Genomic DNA, 15,775 nt, shown 5'->3' with positions numbered 1-15,775 from the left:
GAACCTGAAGACTTTGGTGGTTTGACTGGCGGCATAGGAGTCTTCACTGTCATGTTAGGCAAATTTCGACCAGTATTAGGTGTAATTTCCCCACGCCTTTTATCTTGAGATGGCTTGTTGCTCATCATGCTACTCCTAAGTAATTGACCGTAAAATATTCGTCTGCTGCAATTTCTGCAATTTCTTTTAATTTTCGTTTTCTTGGAAGAACTAGGCCATTCAAAGAACTTCTTTCTGCACTCAAAACTCTTCCTTTGAGCCTCACTGTTTCTTCGTGAATCTCCTCTTCAGTAAGGCAGCCTTCAGCAACCTTATACCACCCAGTCTCCGCTTCCAGAAAAATCGCCTGCATTTGTGCATTTAAATCTGAGACAGCTTTTAACCTTTTTCTAAAAGGAAGAAAGGGTTTAACCGCTGTTACTACTTGCGATGCAGCGATTATACAAGCCCAAACCAGCTGATATTCATTCCATAAAGCCCATCCTGCAATGCTAGCAGACGAAGTAACAGCTAAAAAAATGTTTACTGATTTATCGAACAGCTCGTCACTCGCAGCATACCCATGTAGATATGCAACCTGGGCTTTCAGTTCTTTCAGAAGATTCCAGTATCTAACTTGGTACAAGATTAAAATCCTTCCATATAACGCATAACAGCACAGGTAGGGTGATCTTTTGAACATGCTGGTTGAACACGTCCATTATAAGTGCTACCACCAATTAAGTCGTCCGAGGGTTTGCCTTAACTCGCTTCCTGCTTTTTCAAACCGCTCATATGAACCTCCAAACATACCAGCCTTGATTGGTAGCCAATTGTCTTTCAAAGAGGCTGCCTCTTTGGTTAACCTAACAAACGGAGAGTAGTCACCTCTGTTCGAGAATTTCCATCCGAACCTACCGATTGGCCCCCAGCAATTATGCCCAGCTTGCAGTCTAAGATCAGCTATCACTAAAGCGTACAAAACTTCAAACTCATCAAAACTTGTCTCATAACCCTTTCCTAAAAAAAACAAGTTATCTATTACGGGCTGAATCTGCTTAAACAAATATTCACTTAAGGGTGTATATTGTCGCTCGTGCCCTGGAATTCGCTTAAATATTTCATTCCTGGTTAACTCACCAATTCCACTAGATAGTTTTTGAGCAAAGAATAGTTCATCGTTACCGTAGTCTGAATCACCTAATTTTGTGTAGAGAATTGTCGACAGCGTTTGGTAGTTTTTACTTTCTACTGCCGCGATACCGGCTTGATACAACAGCAATAGTAAAGGATACCACCTCAAATTTAACCAAATATTTAATCCCCCTTGAGATCCAATCAGCCTATCGCTGGCTCTGGATATAGTTTTTCTTAGAACATCAAGTTCTGATTCAGTAGCCCAATAAGCTATTACAGCAAATATTGCTCCGAGATCTTTAGTGTATTTTTCATAAGAGGAAATTCTATTTAGAAGCTCCTCATCGCTATAGCTGCCGCTCACGGAAAAATTATCTTCGCTAGTCCCCGCAAGAAACAGTCGTACTTCTTCTATAGAAAAGTCATGGATCTTAATGTGTGACTTTGGTGAAGATAATAGCTCTTTAATGTATTCGACTTTATCATCCAGTGTTAATTCACTCCTAATGACCTCAACATAAGGAATTGATATAAGTTCATCAATGTCTTTCTTCTCATCATCTGAGAGCTTTCCAATATTTGGAGCGGCAATAATAAAGTCACCATCTCCATCGAATTGCCCATAATGCGGAGTTTGATCAGAGCTGAGATCGTTGGCTACCTTTGTATACACATAGGCCATAAGGCCGCTTGCTGTAATTACGCCATGTTCATTTGCCGCTTTGCCCCGAATACCCTCTATAAGGTGACCAGTAAAAACTGAATGATCCGGTATTGGGCCGCCAGAGTCTGATACCACTTCATTTGCTTTTCCAGCAGTTATTACTTGGCGAGAAAATCTCTGGTACATGTCTTTTAGGAACCGAGAGCTTCCAGCTTGTATATCCCTATTTACGGCCAAACCGCCATAACATGCATCCATAATAAATAATATATGCTTCGCACGTATTAATTCTGCATTCCTTGTCAGCTCGTCCCATCGTATGAATGTTGAGTAATCACTCATGTCAGCATCGTAAGGAACTAAATAGCCAACTTCTCCCCGAGATCCTGTCTTTGTGTGCCCGTGCCCGGCAAAAAAAATAAGTAACCTGTCGTCGACCTTTACACTTTCAGACGTAAAGGAAAGAAATGATTTTAGAATGTTAGATTTAGTTGCTTCACTATCAGTAAGATAAATAACATTCTCAGCTTCAAAGCCTAACTCATCAATAAGAATATCTTTCATCTCTTTTGCGTCATTTACTGCATAGCCAAGCGGCGGGCTCTTCAGGTATTTATTTATACCTATGATCAGAGCCCTGCTATTTTCATAGCTCTGCTTTAACAAATACTTCAAATCTCGCATCCATACTCTCCCAGCGTCCGGCCAAGAATTTTTTACAAGATAGTCAGCCCGAACTTCGTGCGTTGTTCTGCTATCTTTCCGAATTTTTATCCATACCAAACTAGCCCTGACGTAACTCTATTTCAACTAATCTTTATGAAATAACTAAATTTATGTCAAACAAAGATTTATACTGGCAATAAGCAAGTTGTTCTTAAATTAACTCACACGCAGCAACTTAGGATTTAATTAGTCGCGCTATAAATTTATCAACAGCGGAAAAGCGCATGACTGACGGTTGAAGCGAGGCAAAAGTCTGCTTTTGGCCCAGGCTGTGTGAAAACTGCTGATCACCTTTTGGTCTAAGCAACAGATTTATATGATCAATCATTCTTGATAAAGCCAGGCGGTTAGCTGCCACTTTACTAAAATTAATAGCATACGAATTAGAACAAAGTGTGCTGATATGACCCACCATATTAAAGGCCAAGGCAGACATCAAGTAACCTTGCTCCCTGAAGCGCTGGATGACTTCGTTACTGAAGACAATCCTGTCCGGGTAGTCGATATCTTTGTTGATGGTCTACAACTTGATTCTTTGGGTTTCGAGCGAGTCAGCGCTAAGCAGACAGGGCGGCCAGGATATCACCCGGCTACCATGTTAAAGCTTTACATTTATGGTTACCTCAATCGCATTCAATCCTCCCGCAGGTTAGAAAAAGAAGCACATCGGAATGTTGAGCTGATGTGGTTACTGGAGAGATTAACCCCAGACTTTAAAACCATCGCAGACTTCAGAAAAAGTAACGGTAAAGGTATCAAGAATGCTTGCCGGGCTTTTATCGACTTGTGTCGGCAGATGCAAATGTTCACGGATGTGGTTGTTGCCATCGACGGCAGCAAGTTCAAAGCAGTAAACAGTAAAGCCAACAACTTTACGCCTCAAAAAGCGAAAGACCATATTGCGCGGGTTGAGTTAAGCATCAGCAATTATCTGAATAAGCTGGACGACGCTGACAAAAGCTCAGAACCTGATACCAGTGCAGAATTAACCGCAACTAAACTTGCATGGTTAAAAAAACGTTTGGGTGAACTTCAGGACATCCAACAAACAGTTGAGCAACAGCCAGACAAGCAACTGTCTTTAACCGATCCAGATTCCCGGTTAATGAAAACAAATAACATGAATCGACAAGTCTGTTACAACGTGCAGACTGCTGTGGATACGAAGAATCACCTGATCGTGGCACATGAAGTGACCAATACAACAGATCGAGGCCAACTTAGTTACGTGACAACATTGGCTCAGGAAGCCGTTGGCAGAGAGAACATAACCGTACTGGCCGACAAAGGTTATTACAGCCGTAGTGATATCAAAGCAGTACTCGATACCGGTGCTGTGGCGCTGGTGCCAAAGGGTGATACTTCCGGCGCTGATCGTAAAGGCATTTTTAACCGTTCGCTGTTTAGGTATGACCGCGAAAAGGACGTCTATATTTGCCCGGCTGGCAGCGAGCTTCAGAATAGGTTTACAGCAGTTGAAGATGGGCTGGAACTGCAAATGTACTTTAATAATATCGCCTGCCGAGATTGCACCCAACGGTCAAAATGCACAACATCCAAGCGAGATCCCAGACGTATCAGACGATGGGTTCATGAAGCTGAAATGGAAGATATGCAAGCCAGGCTTGATGCACTTCCACAAACAGCAGTTATCCGAAAGCAAACGGTAGAGCATCCGTTTGGAACAATTAAAATGTGGATGGGTGCGACTCACTTACTGACACGAAGGTTGAAAAATGTCAGCACCGAAATAAATTTGCATGTACTGGCCTATAACCTGAAACGGATGATATCAATCTGGGGTACTGAAGGACTCGCCAGTAAGCTGCAAGAGCACTGGGGCTGGCGGATATAGACGCTTTAGCCCCCTGAAAACCATGCAATAGCACCGAATCCCCCCCCGCTTTTAAAGCCCCCAAACCGACAGAAAACAAATCAGATTGTACGGTCAACACCAGAGAAATTCTTACATCACAGGCCTGGGATAATACTGAGATGCTACAAAAAACGAGTTTTTACACAGCCTGGGCACTAAGCGGACTGTCAGATTTGATCAAGCTCGATCATGAAAAGTGTCAGATGAAATTAAGACCAACCCAACAAGTCCTCATCAAACCATATGCCTATTTGGACTACCAATACATCACAATACTAAAAATTGCTCTACCAAATTGTTATTGAAATTTACCCCACACACGGGTAGCTGAGTAACCGCAATCTTCAAGCGATCATCGCAAAACAAAGTTTTGCATCCTTCGAGCTCAGATTTAAAAATTAGCTTGCCAGACAGCGCGCGCTCATCAAAAACTAATTTCTCTAACTCAGTTGAGTGTGCAGCCTCATGGCTAACACAGTCAGCAAGAGACTCTTTGCCTAACTCCAGACAGTTAAACAACCACCAATCTGTGCCATTCAAATCAATAGGCAAAAACTCACCATGAGCAGATAAATCAGGGGATAGTGACTCATAAGCTAATGGACTCAAAAGCAAGAAACTCCCCCAAAGCGAAACATCACTAGGTTCACTCTTATATTTTTTATTGAAACCACAACTGGGTTTCACCCACCTGTCCAAAATGCTTACATTTGAGTTTGAAAGCCGTCTCACTAACTTGAAGTCTTTATCTCCAAGCATTTTAGCCATTGAAATAACATCAAAATCGATAAGCTCGTGAGTATTTTTAGGGGCTGCAATTCTGAATATCATGAGCGAACTCCGGAGCCCGCATCATCTAACGAAAAAACGCCGTACCTTAATCGCCGTTTTACATCTTTCAGCCAGCCTACATAAACATGTTCGGGTACGTTATCATTCATAAACTTCTGTGATATCCAATGCTCGTACTCTGTGCAATGTAATGACCGATGACCAGAGGCTTCAGGCGTAGCCCAATCATCAGGTTTATTTTTCTCATAATTTCTTAACCACATACCATTTTTCGGATCGTTAATACCAATCCCATACGAGTGTAAATTGAGACGGCAAATCATCATTTGATACTGTAAGTATCTTCCTTTGCCTGGAATTATGTGATGGGCTTCATGTATTGGGCTAGGCTTCGGCTCTCCGGCAGCAAACAGGTTTTTTCTCAACGTTTTAGTGGGGTGATGCTTTTCTCTAGCTAATTCTTCCTGAGACATAGAGGAACATGCGTCTCTATATGACTGCAGATGTTCATGTAATTTAACCTGAACTCCAATCTTTCTGCGTTCTATTCGAAGATGTTCCCAGTCTCTTTCGCATTTTGCAATCCGAGCTTGTCGTGCTTTTTCACATTCATTGGCGGGAGTGGCCTTATTTCGTTCAATGTGAAACGCCCGAGCCTTGAGTTCATAATTATAAATAACCATTTCGAGCGGGCTGGGATTTAAAGGACGTTGCGGCATAGGCAAAGTCGGAAAATTGTGTGTAGTGCTCGGTTTCATCATGAAGTTCACTCCCTCATTTGTTTCAGCAGGTGGAAGTATTTTAGTTATTACGGAGGTTGACATCAATCATTTGTAAATCTATTTTTAACCAATAATTCACTTTTTGGATCTGAATATGGATAATCAGAGGGTTACAGAGCAGCAGGCTGTTGCCATGCTAAAGGTGTGGAACGGCCTTGGCCGGGATTTGCCGTCACTGGCTAAACTACAACCCGACACTAGTAAAAAGCTGATCGTGTTAATGCTACCTGGTTACCGTTGTAACCAATGGTATCAAGTCGGTGATGCCTACAATTGCTATACGGATGCACTGACGAGTCTTGGGGCATTAATAGATAAAACATGCACTGCAAACTAAAAATAGGTTGGTATATACAGGTGCTTTCTTCATAAGGTATTTAAATTGCAAATCTCATCCAGATCGAGGGATTGTAAAAACACACATATACAAGTGGGCTAAGACAGATAATAATCATGAACCAAAATATCAACCAAGAGTTCTACTTTCACAACTTACGTTACGTGATGCACAAGATTTCATAGCCTTAGCTGAATTACGTTTCCCGATGTTTCTGAAGTTGATGTCAAAGCCTATAAACTCTGCAGTATATGCTGCAGCATCCTGTGATGGCTTAGTAAGTTTATGACCCCAATAATCACTATGCTCTGCCCTCTCAACCTCTTTTTCACTCAACATTCCCGCAACCGTTGGTGGTGGTTTATCACGACCTAGTGCCACAGGAAAAACCCCCTCACCACGCCCCGCTGCAAATTGGCCGGGAGGAAAGGCCGCTTTCAGAACTAAATCGCTGCTAGAATGAAGCACTAATACATGCTTAGCACGGGCTATTGCTGAAGCAAGGCGCCCCCCGTATTCCACTTGAAAAACAGGCACAGCGGCTGCCATTAAACATAGTTTCCCGACTTGTGGCCGACCCCCAAGTTTCCTAATTGTTTCGAGTACTACTCTGCAGCCGAGGGAATGGCCAATGAAGTGTACAATTTCAAGGTTTGGCATTTGCATAAGAAATTCAGCGAGTATTGCACCAGCTTTCTTAGCTGTACCAACTGCATAAGGATATACCAAAAAATCAGCAATATCGAACAAGCCCCAAGCAGCATCTCCCGGCCAATGTACGTCAGCCAAAATCGATTGAAGAGACGCCGGTTGCAGACTTGAGTTCAGGTTGTATTGCCGTTTGCGAAACCCCTCATAAGCAACAGCGGCTTCGCCGTAATGGTTATTAAATCCATGCACCAAAATAACTATCTCGCGCCGATTTAAACCTTTATTACTCGGTTCCACCAACAACCTTTGCCGAAGTCCCCCTCCCTCAAAACTTTGACGGAGCTGATAGACCACCCCCGAGGGATAACCTTTAGGAACACCAACGTATCTAGCCACCTTGACGTACCTTTTTAAGTGCTACTACTAAATCTTTCGCAACAGGGGCGACTATGCCACCGATCAGGGATGCGATCAGTATTCGTAACCAACCCAAAGGTTCAATTGCTTCATTTGTTGTAAGCTCAAGGTAGGCTAGGCTAATAAAAAGCAGGACGCCTCCCAAAATAAGTGAGCATTTCTGATTGTTATGACTCCATAGAAACTTCATTTCTATTTGCAGACTGTCTAATCTCCGCTTCGCAAGCTTGCTCAGTCGGCTAAATACATCTGCACGCCTCTTCATGACCTGGTGCTCATGGTTCTTTGCAGCAGGGGTAAATGTTGAATCCGTAAGCCATTGTAAAATATCTTCCTTATGAGCGCCTTGGGTGAGAAATTGATACAGCTGAGGGTAAAGGTTTGGGTCTGAGAGTGCTGAATCCGCCGCTTCCTGGATCTGGCCCATCATTTTTTCAAGCTCAAGCGCAAACAGAGCATTTTCCGGCATTAGTTGAAAATGTACGTCTTTAGTCCTGCCTAGGGTGTAACTAGCATCAAGACGTTCGCCAGTAGTAAGCAAGATAAGTTGCCGATATACATTGTTTTGAAATTCTACGGGATGCTCAGACTGATTTTGTGATGTTTCAAGAGGGAACTGTGCTTTAGTAATCCATCTGTGAATTTGACGCATGTGGAACTTTTCCCTGCTATTAAAGATATTCTTCCACATTTCTAGAAGCGCCATGGCCAGTACACTAGTGGCAGTTAAAAGCAATGCATAGCGCAATAAGAAATCACTCAAATCACAAATGACTGTTATTAGTGCGCTAGACATGTTTGGATCAGTACACATAACTTACCTCTTCGTCTATTAGTAGTATTTGACGTTTAATCCATACCACCGAACTACTGACTAAAAAGGAAACGTCTGCTGCGGTTTTATAAATATATTATTTATTCGATCTTACGAGTAGTTAAAGTAGACACCATATTATAAATTTGCAAATCTTGTTCCGTAACAATTTTGGGGGATACAACTTAACTAAATTGACTTCCTAAAAATACCGCCTACATTTCTCCAATACTTATTTAATAATTCAGTCATGAGCAGCGTAGACAGCGGAGGTCTTGCTATGAAGCGACGAGCAGCATATATATTTACCGTATGTTTGTGTTTGACAGTTCTTTCCTTTAGAGCGGTAGCAGATGTAGAAATAAAAGTACTGGATATTGGTGCGGGATTGGCAACGATTATCAAGCTTCCAAACAATGAATATGTCATTTTTGATGCCGGACGTAGTGGGAATTTTCCAAATCAAACTACACCCACTATTCAGAGTTTCCAACGAGCCTTACCACCAAATGCTCAGATAGCCATTTTATTTATTAGTCATACCGATGGAGACCACATTGGTGCAGTGCCATGGCTGCTTGAAAACTTTGACATACGAGAAGTTGTTCACACCGGTTATGATCGTTCATACCATCCCACTCAAGCATGGAATAACATGCAATTGGCACTTAGCCGCACGGAAGCAACCGTCTCAAGTCTCGCAGAAAAACCAAGTTTACAGCATGGACATCAATGGAAATTAGGGAATGCTACTTTCACCCTACTCAGCGGATTTTCTGCACCGCCTGATAGTTGGCATATACATACTAATTCCAGTGAGCATAGAAATGCTGGGTCGTTAGTTGTCCGAATGGATTATTCAGGTAACAGCGTGCTTTTCACTGGTGATGCTGTTGGCAAAAAAGCATCAAGTAGAACCAAAGAATATGACACACCAATCGCAGATGAAAAGTATCTGCTTGACCACCACTCTGGACAACGCAGTATCAGAGCTGACGTCTTGATCGCAGCACACCATGGAGCTGACAATTCAAATTCTTCAGCTTTTATTAAAGCTGTTCTTCCTCGGGCAGTTATTTTTTCTGCAGGAAACCTCTACGATCACCCTCGAGCAGTTACTGTAAAACGATTTATTAACGCAGGGATTACTCCGAGTGCCATGTTGAGAACTGATCGGTGTGGCATTGCCGGTCCACTTGAATGGGACGGTTGGATGGCCGACAATCCAGATTCTGTAGGTGATGATGACATTAGTATAAAACTTACCAAAGATGGGCAACTATTTGTTGATTATGTCTACGACGATAATAATTGCGATGTTCAAGTTGCGATAATGCCTGAGCGTTGGTGGAGCTGGTCTCACGAAAATCTATCAAAGCTTTCTAAATCAATTCCATTTGAAGAGACCCTAGTTGAGGGAAATTGGGACTACTGGCTGATTGACATGTCCTGGATGCCTGCTTTTTGTGGTAGCAAAAATTATACGCCATCAGAATGTCGACCGCTGGCTTCCAAATGGTCAACATCTGACCTGGCTATTCATGGGCTCTGGCCGAATAGAAACGATGGAAGACATTTAGTGAATTGTACTACCAACCCATACTGCGGTAGTGCAAATGCATGTTCTCTAAAGCTTGATGACCTAAACATAGATACCCACCAAGCATTGATAGACCGCATGCCAGGGCATGCGTTTCTTACAGACCATGAGTGGAAAAAACACGGTACATGCAGTGATTTAAATCCTAATGATTATTATATCGCGACAGTTGTAGCTAGTGACCAACTTCGCAATCCCTCATTTTTAAGTAACACAGTAGGTAACACACGCAGCTCAAAAGAGATTCGTGCAGCCTTTTCAATTTCTCAAGAAGATGATGGCTCAGTAGTCTTACGTTGCAAGAATAGCGAGCTGACCTCTGTCAGGGCATGTTTTGAGAAAACGCCCTCAGGAGATTTAGGGAAAAGAATGAAATGTCCAAAGGCGGCTCTAGAGCAGGATAACTGTGGCATTAATACAAAAATCGTTAAGGGTCGATATATTCATTAGCGATAGTGTAAGCATCCCTTAAACTAGGCGCATTCCCGATTAGAGTTCTCCAGCGTAAACTACGTCCTGAAGTGAAGGCCATTAACACGAGCTTAGCCACTTCCTGGCAGAAGACAAAGCTTATGTTAATGGCTTGCACCCGTATCGAACGCTCAGAACCTTCCGAATTCATTAACGAGCTCAAGTGTTGTTTGACGCTTGAGGCAACGCTAACCACTTATCTCTTGTTATTACAACAAACGGTTTTTACAAAAATGCAACTTGCAAGTGTTTCTGTGTCTTGCAATTAGTTAGACACCGTTTTTGCATTTTTATAGTACGTACGGACATTCTGACCAAATGCCGCAGTTGAGAAGTTATAGTTATCTGAGTACACATCTTGAAGAACAAGCGGATACAACGGAACAGCAGTATAGTCTTCCTTTCCATCCTGCCATCTTACCGTAAGCACACCTTGCCCATCACTAAATGAACCGTCGTTATTGAGTAACCAGTTAACATGAAATTTAGCAACTTGTATCTGAAGGTAGGGTTCATCACCTTTTAAAGGCTTACTAACTGGCGTATAAAATTCGATGACTTTAAACAACGTAGATGGCGCAATAGTGCAGTTAAACACAACATGCTTTTCGCCCCTTGGCGTTGTTTCTCTAGTCCACGCTCGTTCTGAGCACAAAGACCAACTATCAAAAGCTGAGCCTATAGAGAGTTGTTGCATTTCCTCATAGTAAGCATGCCTTACTTTTTCGATGCTGTATTGCTCTGAAAAAGTGTCACACCCGGTAAGGAAGCATGATAGTGCCAGTAACTTCCAGTATCTGAATACCTTTAAGCTTGCTGGCGCACAGTAGTTGATAGCTTTTTGCATAATAATTGGCCTCTTTATATTGGTAACAGTGTCAGTTGTTAATCTGTATTTCGAACCAAGCGCCAATGGATGCCATGAGCTTGATTTGGGCCATGAACAACACCATTAGCAAAACTGACGTGGTAGAACAGTCGGCCAGAACCGGTGCCCTCTGCGGTCGAAGTGATGTAAGTATTTGCGCCAGCATGAGTGCTTGGGAATACATTCCCAACAATGGTAGGGGAGGAGGAATTACCGGTACATTGAGATGCAAAGTCTGACTCGAGCCAATAACTCGGAGTACCTGAAGAGCAAAACACAAGGCTTCTAAGTTCTTCTAAGGTAGGGAAACGCCAGTCACTGTATTGCCCATCGTTATAAAAAGCCGTTAGATTGAGAGCATATCCACTGGAGGCCCAAGCAGCACTGCCCGTACAGTTTTCGTTTTGCCAGGTTTGGCCAAAACTGCATCGCATCCACATAAGCTTACGCTGTGGATCGGTAATAGTGCCATCGTTATTGTCGAAGTAACGCCCCAATACCGCACCTCCGGCAAGGGGAGTAAAGGTGATGCTGATTTTGCAATCAGAAACGATTGCTCCGGTTGTATAAATGTTGCCAGCCAAACTTCCGTTACAGCCTTGTACATCGCTAACTTGATAAGCAAGTTCAGGTTTTACAGTAAACTCAGCGCTATCCCCATGTTGAACTGTTAATCCTTCGGGCTCTACTGAGCCACCTTGCGATGTTTGGGCTTCTACGATGTAACTTTCTGGCCCAAAGCTCGCCAAAATCGAGCAATCTGCGATTACTTCGCCTGTCGTGTAATTGCTCCCGTTCAATGAGCCATTGCAGCCAGTTACTGAGGTAATTCTATAACCACTTGCAGCCGCCAACATGAAGTTAGCGGTTTGCCCCATAACCACTTGCTGCGTTGAGGGGGTTATCGTTCCGCCGTCTTGAGCACTTGCAGTAATTGTAAAACGTGTTTCTTGACTACCGTTATCCCCTGAATCAGAGCCACCACAACCAAATAGAGTTAGCGCTAACGCGCCAGTGAAAATAATTTTTAGTGATTTATCTTTCATCCCATACCCCACATCAATTAATAGAAAGTAGTATTTTAAAATGAGGATTATAGTCCTCATTTTTGAGTATACGTAGTTCCTGAATGTGAGGCAATTCACTTCAATACAGAATGTTAGGGCTTTGAATTAGCTGTAACTAAAATAAAGACGTGTTTGAGATTGCATTAAGGCAGGAAGTCACGAGGATGACACTGCAGGCAAAAAGCTATTTTATAGAGAATATCAATAGTTATGTTTACTTCTCCGCGTTCTATCCGGCCGATATAGCTTCTGTCGATCTCTGCATTAAGAGCTAATTCGTCCTGACTCAGCTTCAATTCAGTTCTACGAGCTCTTAGTTTTATACCTAACTTTTTAGCAGTTTCAGACATATCACTTCCTTTACTTGGCGGAAGTGCACTATGGAAATTTGAGGACTATATTTCCACGGATTATAATCCGTATTTTGTTGTGATAGCTTTACTAGGAAGCACCTTCATATCCTTCATAGACAATATCTGTCTATCCACGTCAGAGCTTAATATCTGACTTTTTTACTGAACAATTGGCGATAGGGTTTGTCCTGTTATTTCTATACCCTATTTTGTACCATCCAATTGATTTAAAACAGAAATTACATTCTCTCCTTTGCTAATTACTATGAGGTGTTCAATGAGTACAGCTTGCCCCTGCGCGCTGTATCTAGGCCGCTTATCGCCTAACAGTCGCAATTCTATTCGTTCTCAGCTTACAAGCATCGCAAGGCTGATGAGCTGGCCAGACGAATACGGCTCTAATTTTGCCAAAATCGATTATCAGCAGGCACTGCTCATCAGGGCTGTACTTGTTCAGGCAGGTTGGCAACCCCGTTCTATTAATAGGGCGATGATTGCAATCAAAGGCATTATGAAAGTGGCAGTGATGACCGGGAATGCGGAGCAGCGTGATGTTGCATATCTTTCTACTATCAGCCAGCTAAAGTCTCCTGAATATCAAGGCTCGCCACTGACAGCTGGGCAGGTTAGTCAGTTATTCAGGTTGCTAGAATACGGAAGATCAGTCAGTGCAAAACGTAATCTGGCGGTTTTTGCATTGCTGCTTGGTACAGGTTTGCGCCGAAGTGAGTTAGTTGCACTGATCCTGGATGATTATGATCGGCGCAAGCATACGTTGTTAGTTCGACACGGGAAGGGCAATAAGAGTCGGCTCCTTTTTCTACCTAAATGGTGTCAGGAATACCTGGCTCAATGGCTTGCTGTCCGAAAACTGCAGGATGGCTTTTTGATTTGTAAGACCTATGAAAATGGCAGGGTGGTGACGGATGTGGGCGTTTCCGTCTCAGCTATTTATCGGCTTATCAAAACCAAACTGGCTGCGATTGGCATTCCCAACGCTTCACCACACGATATGCGCCGTACGTTTATTACCAGATTGCTTGAGCAAAGCGTGGATATCAATACCGTGAGAAAGATGTCCGGTCATGCGGATATCAGCACCACCACGACTTACGATAAACGTGATCATCAATTCATGCAACGCGCGGCAGTGGCCCTTAGCTACGATGCCAGGACACAACCTCATGATGCCAGAAAGAACTGATCAGACGTCTAACCCGCACCATTTTCTGTCGATGTTTTACACCCGAAAATTGATTGAATATCTCGGCGATACCATTAATGAGTTGCCGATTAACAAGAACATATTGCGTAACATTTCAGGGCGCTCTGCTGCTGGCATAACACGCATGACTTGTCGGCACGTCATGCAGCACATAGACAGAAAGGATGCCCGGCCTGAACAGACTGCAATGCTCAGAGCCAATATAAAAGTACTCTGCAATCTGTTTGGCGTGCCGGTTGAGTTTGCCCCTGTGCTGGAATTTATTACAGTAATCAACATCAACTATGGCCTGAAACGGTTGATTATCAATCTCGATGATCCACTTGAAGACAAGCCTTTAGAGTGGCTGTTAGCCTCCTTATCCGGCATGCAGATTGAAGAAGTTGCGCACTTGCTGAATAAGCTTTATGCACAAGGCTTTTTCCAGAGCCGTGTATGGGTGACAGAGCCGCAAGATATTGAGATACCTTTAGCAGTCTTATCGGTGGTGACCACACAGCGTATTGATTCAAAAGTATCGTTGCTGCAGAACGTATTATCCAAAAGTCCTGCAAGTACGTTGTCGTGCTCGCAATTTGATTATGTGGATACCGAACTGCTGCTGGGTTATCTGGCTGAAGCTGCAGATAGCGCGCACTCGGGGGTTAATATTCTGCTGTATGGTGAAGCGGGTAGCGGCAAAACTGAGCTCGCAAGGGTGCTGGCAAGAGAGCTTCAGCTTACCTTATACGAAGGTAGGAACCTGCTGATTGAAGATGGCAAAGTCAGCAATGAGTTTGGTGCAAAAAGTGCTGATACCCAGCGGCTACAGTATGTCGCTGCAATCCAGAAGTTACTGAAAGACACAAGTGCCACGCTATTGCTGGTGGATGAATGCGAAAGCCTCTTTAGTAATGCTGACAGACACTATTCAAAAGAGACAGTTCACAGGCTGCTGGAAACAAATCAGGTGCCGTGTATCTGGATAACCAACCATATTGATCAACTAGAAGACAGCTACATAAGACGTTTTAAGCTAGCGATAGAAGTCAAATCACCGGAAAAAGCAGCGCTTGCGGCTATCAGCAAAGCCACATTAAAAGGGCTATCAGTGACGCAGGGATTTCATCAGCAGTTAGGCCAAACCAAAAATCTGACACCGGCAATTATCGCTAACGCAGGCTATATCGCTAAAACGCTCGGTTTTACACGTAAGGCGGCAGAAAGGGTTGTTGGGGAGGTGATAGAACACACGCTTAGCGCATGTGGGCTATGGGATGACACTTCACGTTATCAACCTCAGCTGGTATTTAATATCGATTTACTGAACATCAAACAACCTGTAACGGTGCTAAAAGAAATTAGCCAGGCAGTGGCAAATGATTTGCCAGTGCGGGTGCTCATTAGTGGGCCGCCTGGCTCTGGCAAAACGGCCTTCGCCCATCACTTAGCACAGCAAAATCAGAGGGAGCTTAAACGCGTGTTGAGCTCAGATGTGCTGGATAAATATGTTGGCGGCTCAGAGCAGCGGATTGCCGAGTTATTTCATCAGGCTGAACAGCAAAACCAGTTCCTGCTGCTTGACGAAGTGGATAGCCTACTGACAAGCAGGGACCAGCTGAGCTTGCAGCATGAACGTCAAGTTGTGAACGAGCTGCTCGCTCAGATTGAGTGTTTTACTCAGCCGCTGTTTGCTGCGACTAATTTCGAAACACTGCTAGACAAAGCCGTTCTTCGTAGGTTCGATTTCAAGCTTGAATGCGACTATCTGACAGCTGAGCAAGTGTACATGCTGTACAAGCGCACCCTGGGCGTTTCTAAGCTAACTGCTGATGAGAGTCAGCAACTGCAACGACTGAGCAAACTCACTCCGGGCGATTTTGCAATTCTCTCGCGCCGGATGCTATTTCAGCCGAAGCAGCAACACCGACTTTCTGCCATTTCCATATTGGCAGAAGAAAACCAAAGAAAACACACCAACCCCACGATTGGCTTTGTGCAATAGAGCAACAGCTCCGCTTTAACCAATCACACAAA

Annotated in this window: 14 protein-coding genes; 5 read left to right on the top strand and 9 right to left on the bottom strand. The window is 43.4% G+C overall.

The window, feature by feature from the left end; genetic code table 11:
- Positions 1 to 124: 124 nt before the first annotated feature.
- Together J3B89_RS07665 and J3B89_RS07660 are read right to left on the bottom strand one after the other, a co-directional pair.
- A complete protein-coding gene (locus J3B89_RS07665; protein ID WP_215396923.1) occupies positions 125 to 625 on the bottom strand; it encodes a hypothetical protein in 501 nt (166 codons plus the stop codon).
- A gap of 84 nt (positions 626 to 709) precedes the next feature.
- Positions 710 to 2,464 carry a caspase family protein gene (locus J3B89_RS07660; protein ID WP_215396922.1) on the bottom strand — a complete coding sequence of 585 codons (1,755 nt, stop codon included), beginning with the start codon at positions 2,462 to 2,464 and terminating at the stop codon, positions 710 to 712.
- Between the two features lie 445 nt (positions 2,465 to 2,909).
- Here J3B89_RS07660 and J3B89_RS07655 point away from each other — a divergent pair, with 445 nt between their 5' ends.
- Complete coding sequence (locus tag J3B89_RS07655; RefSeq protein ID WP_215396921.1) at positions 2,910 to 4,361, top strand: IS1182 family transposase; 1,452 nt, start codon at positions 2,910 to 2,912, stop codon at positions 4,359 to 4,361.
- A gap of 288 nt (positions 4,362 to 4,649) precedes the next feature.
- Here J3B89_RS07655 and J3B89_RS07650 read toward each other — a convergent pair whose 3' ends face one another.
- A complete protein-coding gene (locus J3B89_RS07650) occupies positions 4,650 to 5,213 on the bottom strand; it encodes a hypothetical protein (protein ID WP_215396920.1) in 564 nt (187 codons plus the stop codon).
- Positions 5,210 to 5,935, bottom strand: coding sequence for an AHH domain-containing protein (locus J3B89_RS07645; protein WP_251372272.1), 726 nt, complete (start codon positions 5,933 to 5,935; stop codon positions 5,210 to 5,212). Before J3B89_RS07645 ends, J3B89_RS07650 begins: the two co-directional genes overlap by 4 nt.
- Before the next feature lie 115 nt (positions 5,936 to 6,050).
- Here J3B89_RS07645 and J3B89_RS07640 point away from each other — a divergent pair, with 115 nt between their 5' ends.
- Complete coding sequence (locus J3B89_RS07640) at positions 6,051 to 6,293, top strand: hypothetical protein (protein WP_215396919.1); 243 nt, start codon at positions 6,051 to 6,053, stop codon at positions 6,291 to 6,293.
- 129 nt (positions 6,294 to 6,422) lie between these two features.
- Here the strand turns inward: J3B89_RS07640 and J3B89_RS07635 are convergent, their stop codons facing one another.
- Positions 6,423 to 7,241 (bottom strand): DUF726 domain-containing protein, encoded by an 819-nt coding sequence (locus tag J3B89_RS07635; RefSeq protein WP_215396918.1) that lies wholly within the window; start codon positions 7,239 to 7,241, stop codon positions 6,423 to 6,425.
- Positions 7,242 to 7,332: 91 nt separating this feature from the next.
- Positions 7,333 to 8,175, bottom strand: a complete 843-nt coding sequence (locus tag J3B89_RS07630; RefSeq protein ID WP_215396917.1) for a hypothetical protein — start codon at positions 8,173 to 8,175, stop codon at positions 7,333 to 7,335.
- 280 nt (positions 8,176 to 8,455) lie between these two features.
- On the opposite strand from J3B89_RS07630, the gene J3B89_RS07625 reads away from it, so the two are divergent.
- Entirely contained in the window at positions 8,456 to 10,225 is a 1,770-nt protein-coding gene (locus tag J3B89_RS07625; protein ID WP_215396916.1) for a ribonuclease T2 family protein, read from the top strand.
- A gap of 286 nt (positions 10,226 to 10,511) precedes the next feature.
- Here J3B89_RS07625 and J3B89_RS07620 read toward each other — a convergent pair whose 3' ends face one another.
- The 3 genes from J3B89_RS07620 to J3B89_RS07610 all read right to left on the bottom strand — a co-directional run bounded on the left by J3B89_RS07620 (position 10,512) and on the right by J3B89_RS07610 (position 12,531).
- Entirely contained in the window at positions 10,512 to 11,093 is a 582-nt protein-coding gene (locus tag J3B89_RS07620) for a hypothetical protein (protein ID WP_215396915.1), read from the bottom strand.
- A 38-nt stretch (positions 11,094 to 11,131) separates the two neighbouring features.
- Positions 11,132 to 12,160 (bottom strand): Lcl C-terminal domain-containing protein, encoded by a 1,029-nt coding sequence (locus J3B89_RS07615; RefSeq protein ID WP_215396914.1) that lies wholly within the window; start codon positions 12,158 to 12,160, stop codon positions 11,132 to 11,134.
- Between the two features lie 164 nt (positions 12,161 to 12,324).
- A complete protein-coding gene (locus tag J3B89_RS07610; protein ID WP_215396913.1) occupies positions 12,325 to 12,531 on the bottom strand; it encodes a helix-turn-helix domain-containing protein in 207 nt (68 codons plus the stop codon).
- Positions 12,532 to 12,907: 376 nt separating this feature from the next.
- Here J3B89_RS07610 and J3B89_RS07605 point away from each other — a divergent pair, with 376 nt between their 5' ends.
- Together J3B89_RS07605 and J3B89_RS07600 are read left to right on the top strand one after the other, a co-directional pair.
- Positions 12,908 to 13,738 (top strand): tyrosine-type recombinase/integrase, encoded by an 831-nt coding sequence (locus J3B89_RS07605; RefSeq protein WP_215396912.1) that lies wholly within the window; start codon positions 12,908 to 12,910, stop codon positions 13,736 to 13,738.
- Positions 13,719 to 15,743 (top strand): AAA family ATPase, encoded by a 2,025-nt coding sequence (locus J3B89_RS07600; protein WP_215396911.1) that lies wholly within the window; start codon positions 13,719 to 13,721, stop codon positions 15,741 to 15,743. Before J3B89_RS07605 ends, J3B89_RS07600 begins: the two co-directional genes overlap by 20 nt.
- The last annotated feature ends 32 nt before the right edge of the window (positions 15,744 to 15,775 follow it).

This window comes from Rheinheimera oceanensis, assembly GCF_018831085.1.
Classification (GTDB): Bacteria; Pseudomonadota; Gammaproteobacteria; order Enterobacterales; family Alteromonadaceae; genus Alishewanella; species Alishewanella oceanensis.
This window is presented reverse-complemented; position numbering and strand designations above follow the sequence as displayed.

Coding starts and splice junctions, on each gene's coding strand:
- J3B89_RS07660 (WP_215396922.1), bottom strand. CDS start 2,464: ATGCGAGATTTGAAGTATTTGTTAAAGCAGAGCTATGAAAATAGCAGG.
- J3B89_RS07655 (WP_215396921.1), top strand. CDS start 2,910: ATGACCCACCATATTAAAGGCCAAGGCAGACATCAAGTAACCTTGCTC.
- J3B89_RS07650 (WP_215396920.1), bottom strand. CDS start 5,213: ATGATATTCAGAATTGCAGCCCCTAAAAATACTCACGAGCTTATCGAT.
- J3B89_RS07645 (WP_251372272.1), bottom strand. CDS start 5,935: ATGATGAAACCGAGCACTACACACAATTTTCCGACTTTGCCTATGCCG.
- J3B89_RS07640 (WP_215396919.1), top strand. CDS start 6,051: ATGGATAATCAGAGGGTTACAGAGCAGCAGGCTGTTGCCATGCTAAAG.
- J3B89_RS07630 (WP_215396917.1), bottom strand. CDS start 8,175: ATGTGTACTGATCCAAACATGTCTAGCGCACTAATAACAGTCATTTGT.
- J3B89_RS07625 (WP_215396916.1), top strand. CDS start 8,456: ATGAAGCGACGAGCAGCATATATATTTACCGTATGTTTGTGTTTGACA.
- J3B89_RS07620 (WP_215396915.1), bottom strand. CDS start 11,093: ATGCAAAAAGCTATCAACTACTGTGCGCCAGCAAGCTTAAAGGTATTC.
- J3B89_RS07615 (WP_215396914.1), bottom strand. CDS start 12,160: ATGAAAGATAAATCACTAAAAATTATTTTCACTGGCGCGTTAGCGCTA.
- J3B89_RS07610 (WP_215396913.1), bottom strand. CDS start 12,531: ATGTCTGAAACTGCTAAAAAGTTAGGTATAAAACTAAGAGCTCGTAGA.
- J3B89_RS07605 (WP_215396912.1), top strand. CDS start 12,908: ATGAGCTGGCCAGACGAATACGGCTCTAATTTTGCCAAAATCGATTAT.
- J3B89_RS07600 (WP_215396911.1), top strand. CDS start 13,719: ATGATGCCAGAAAGAACTGATCAGACGTCTAACCCGCACCATTTTCTG.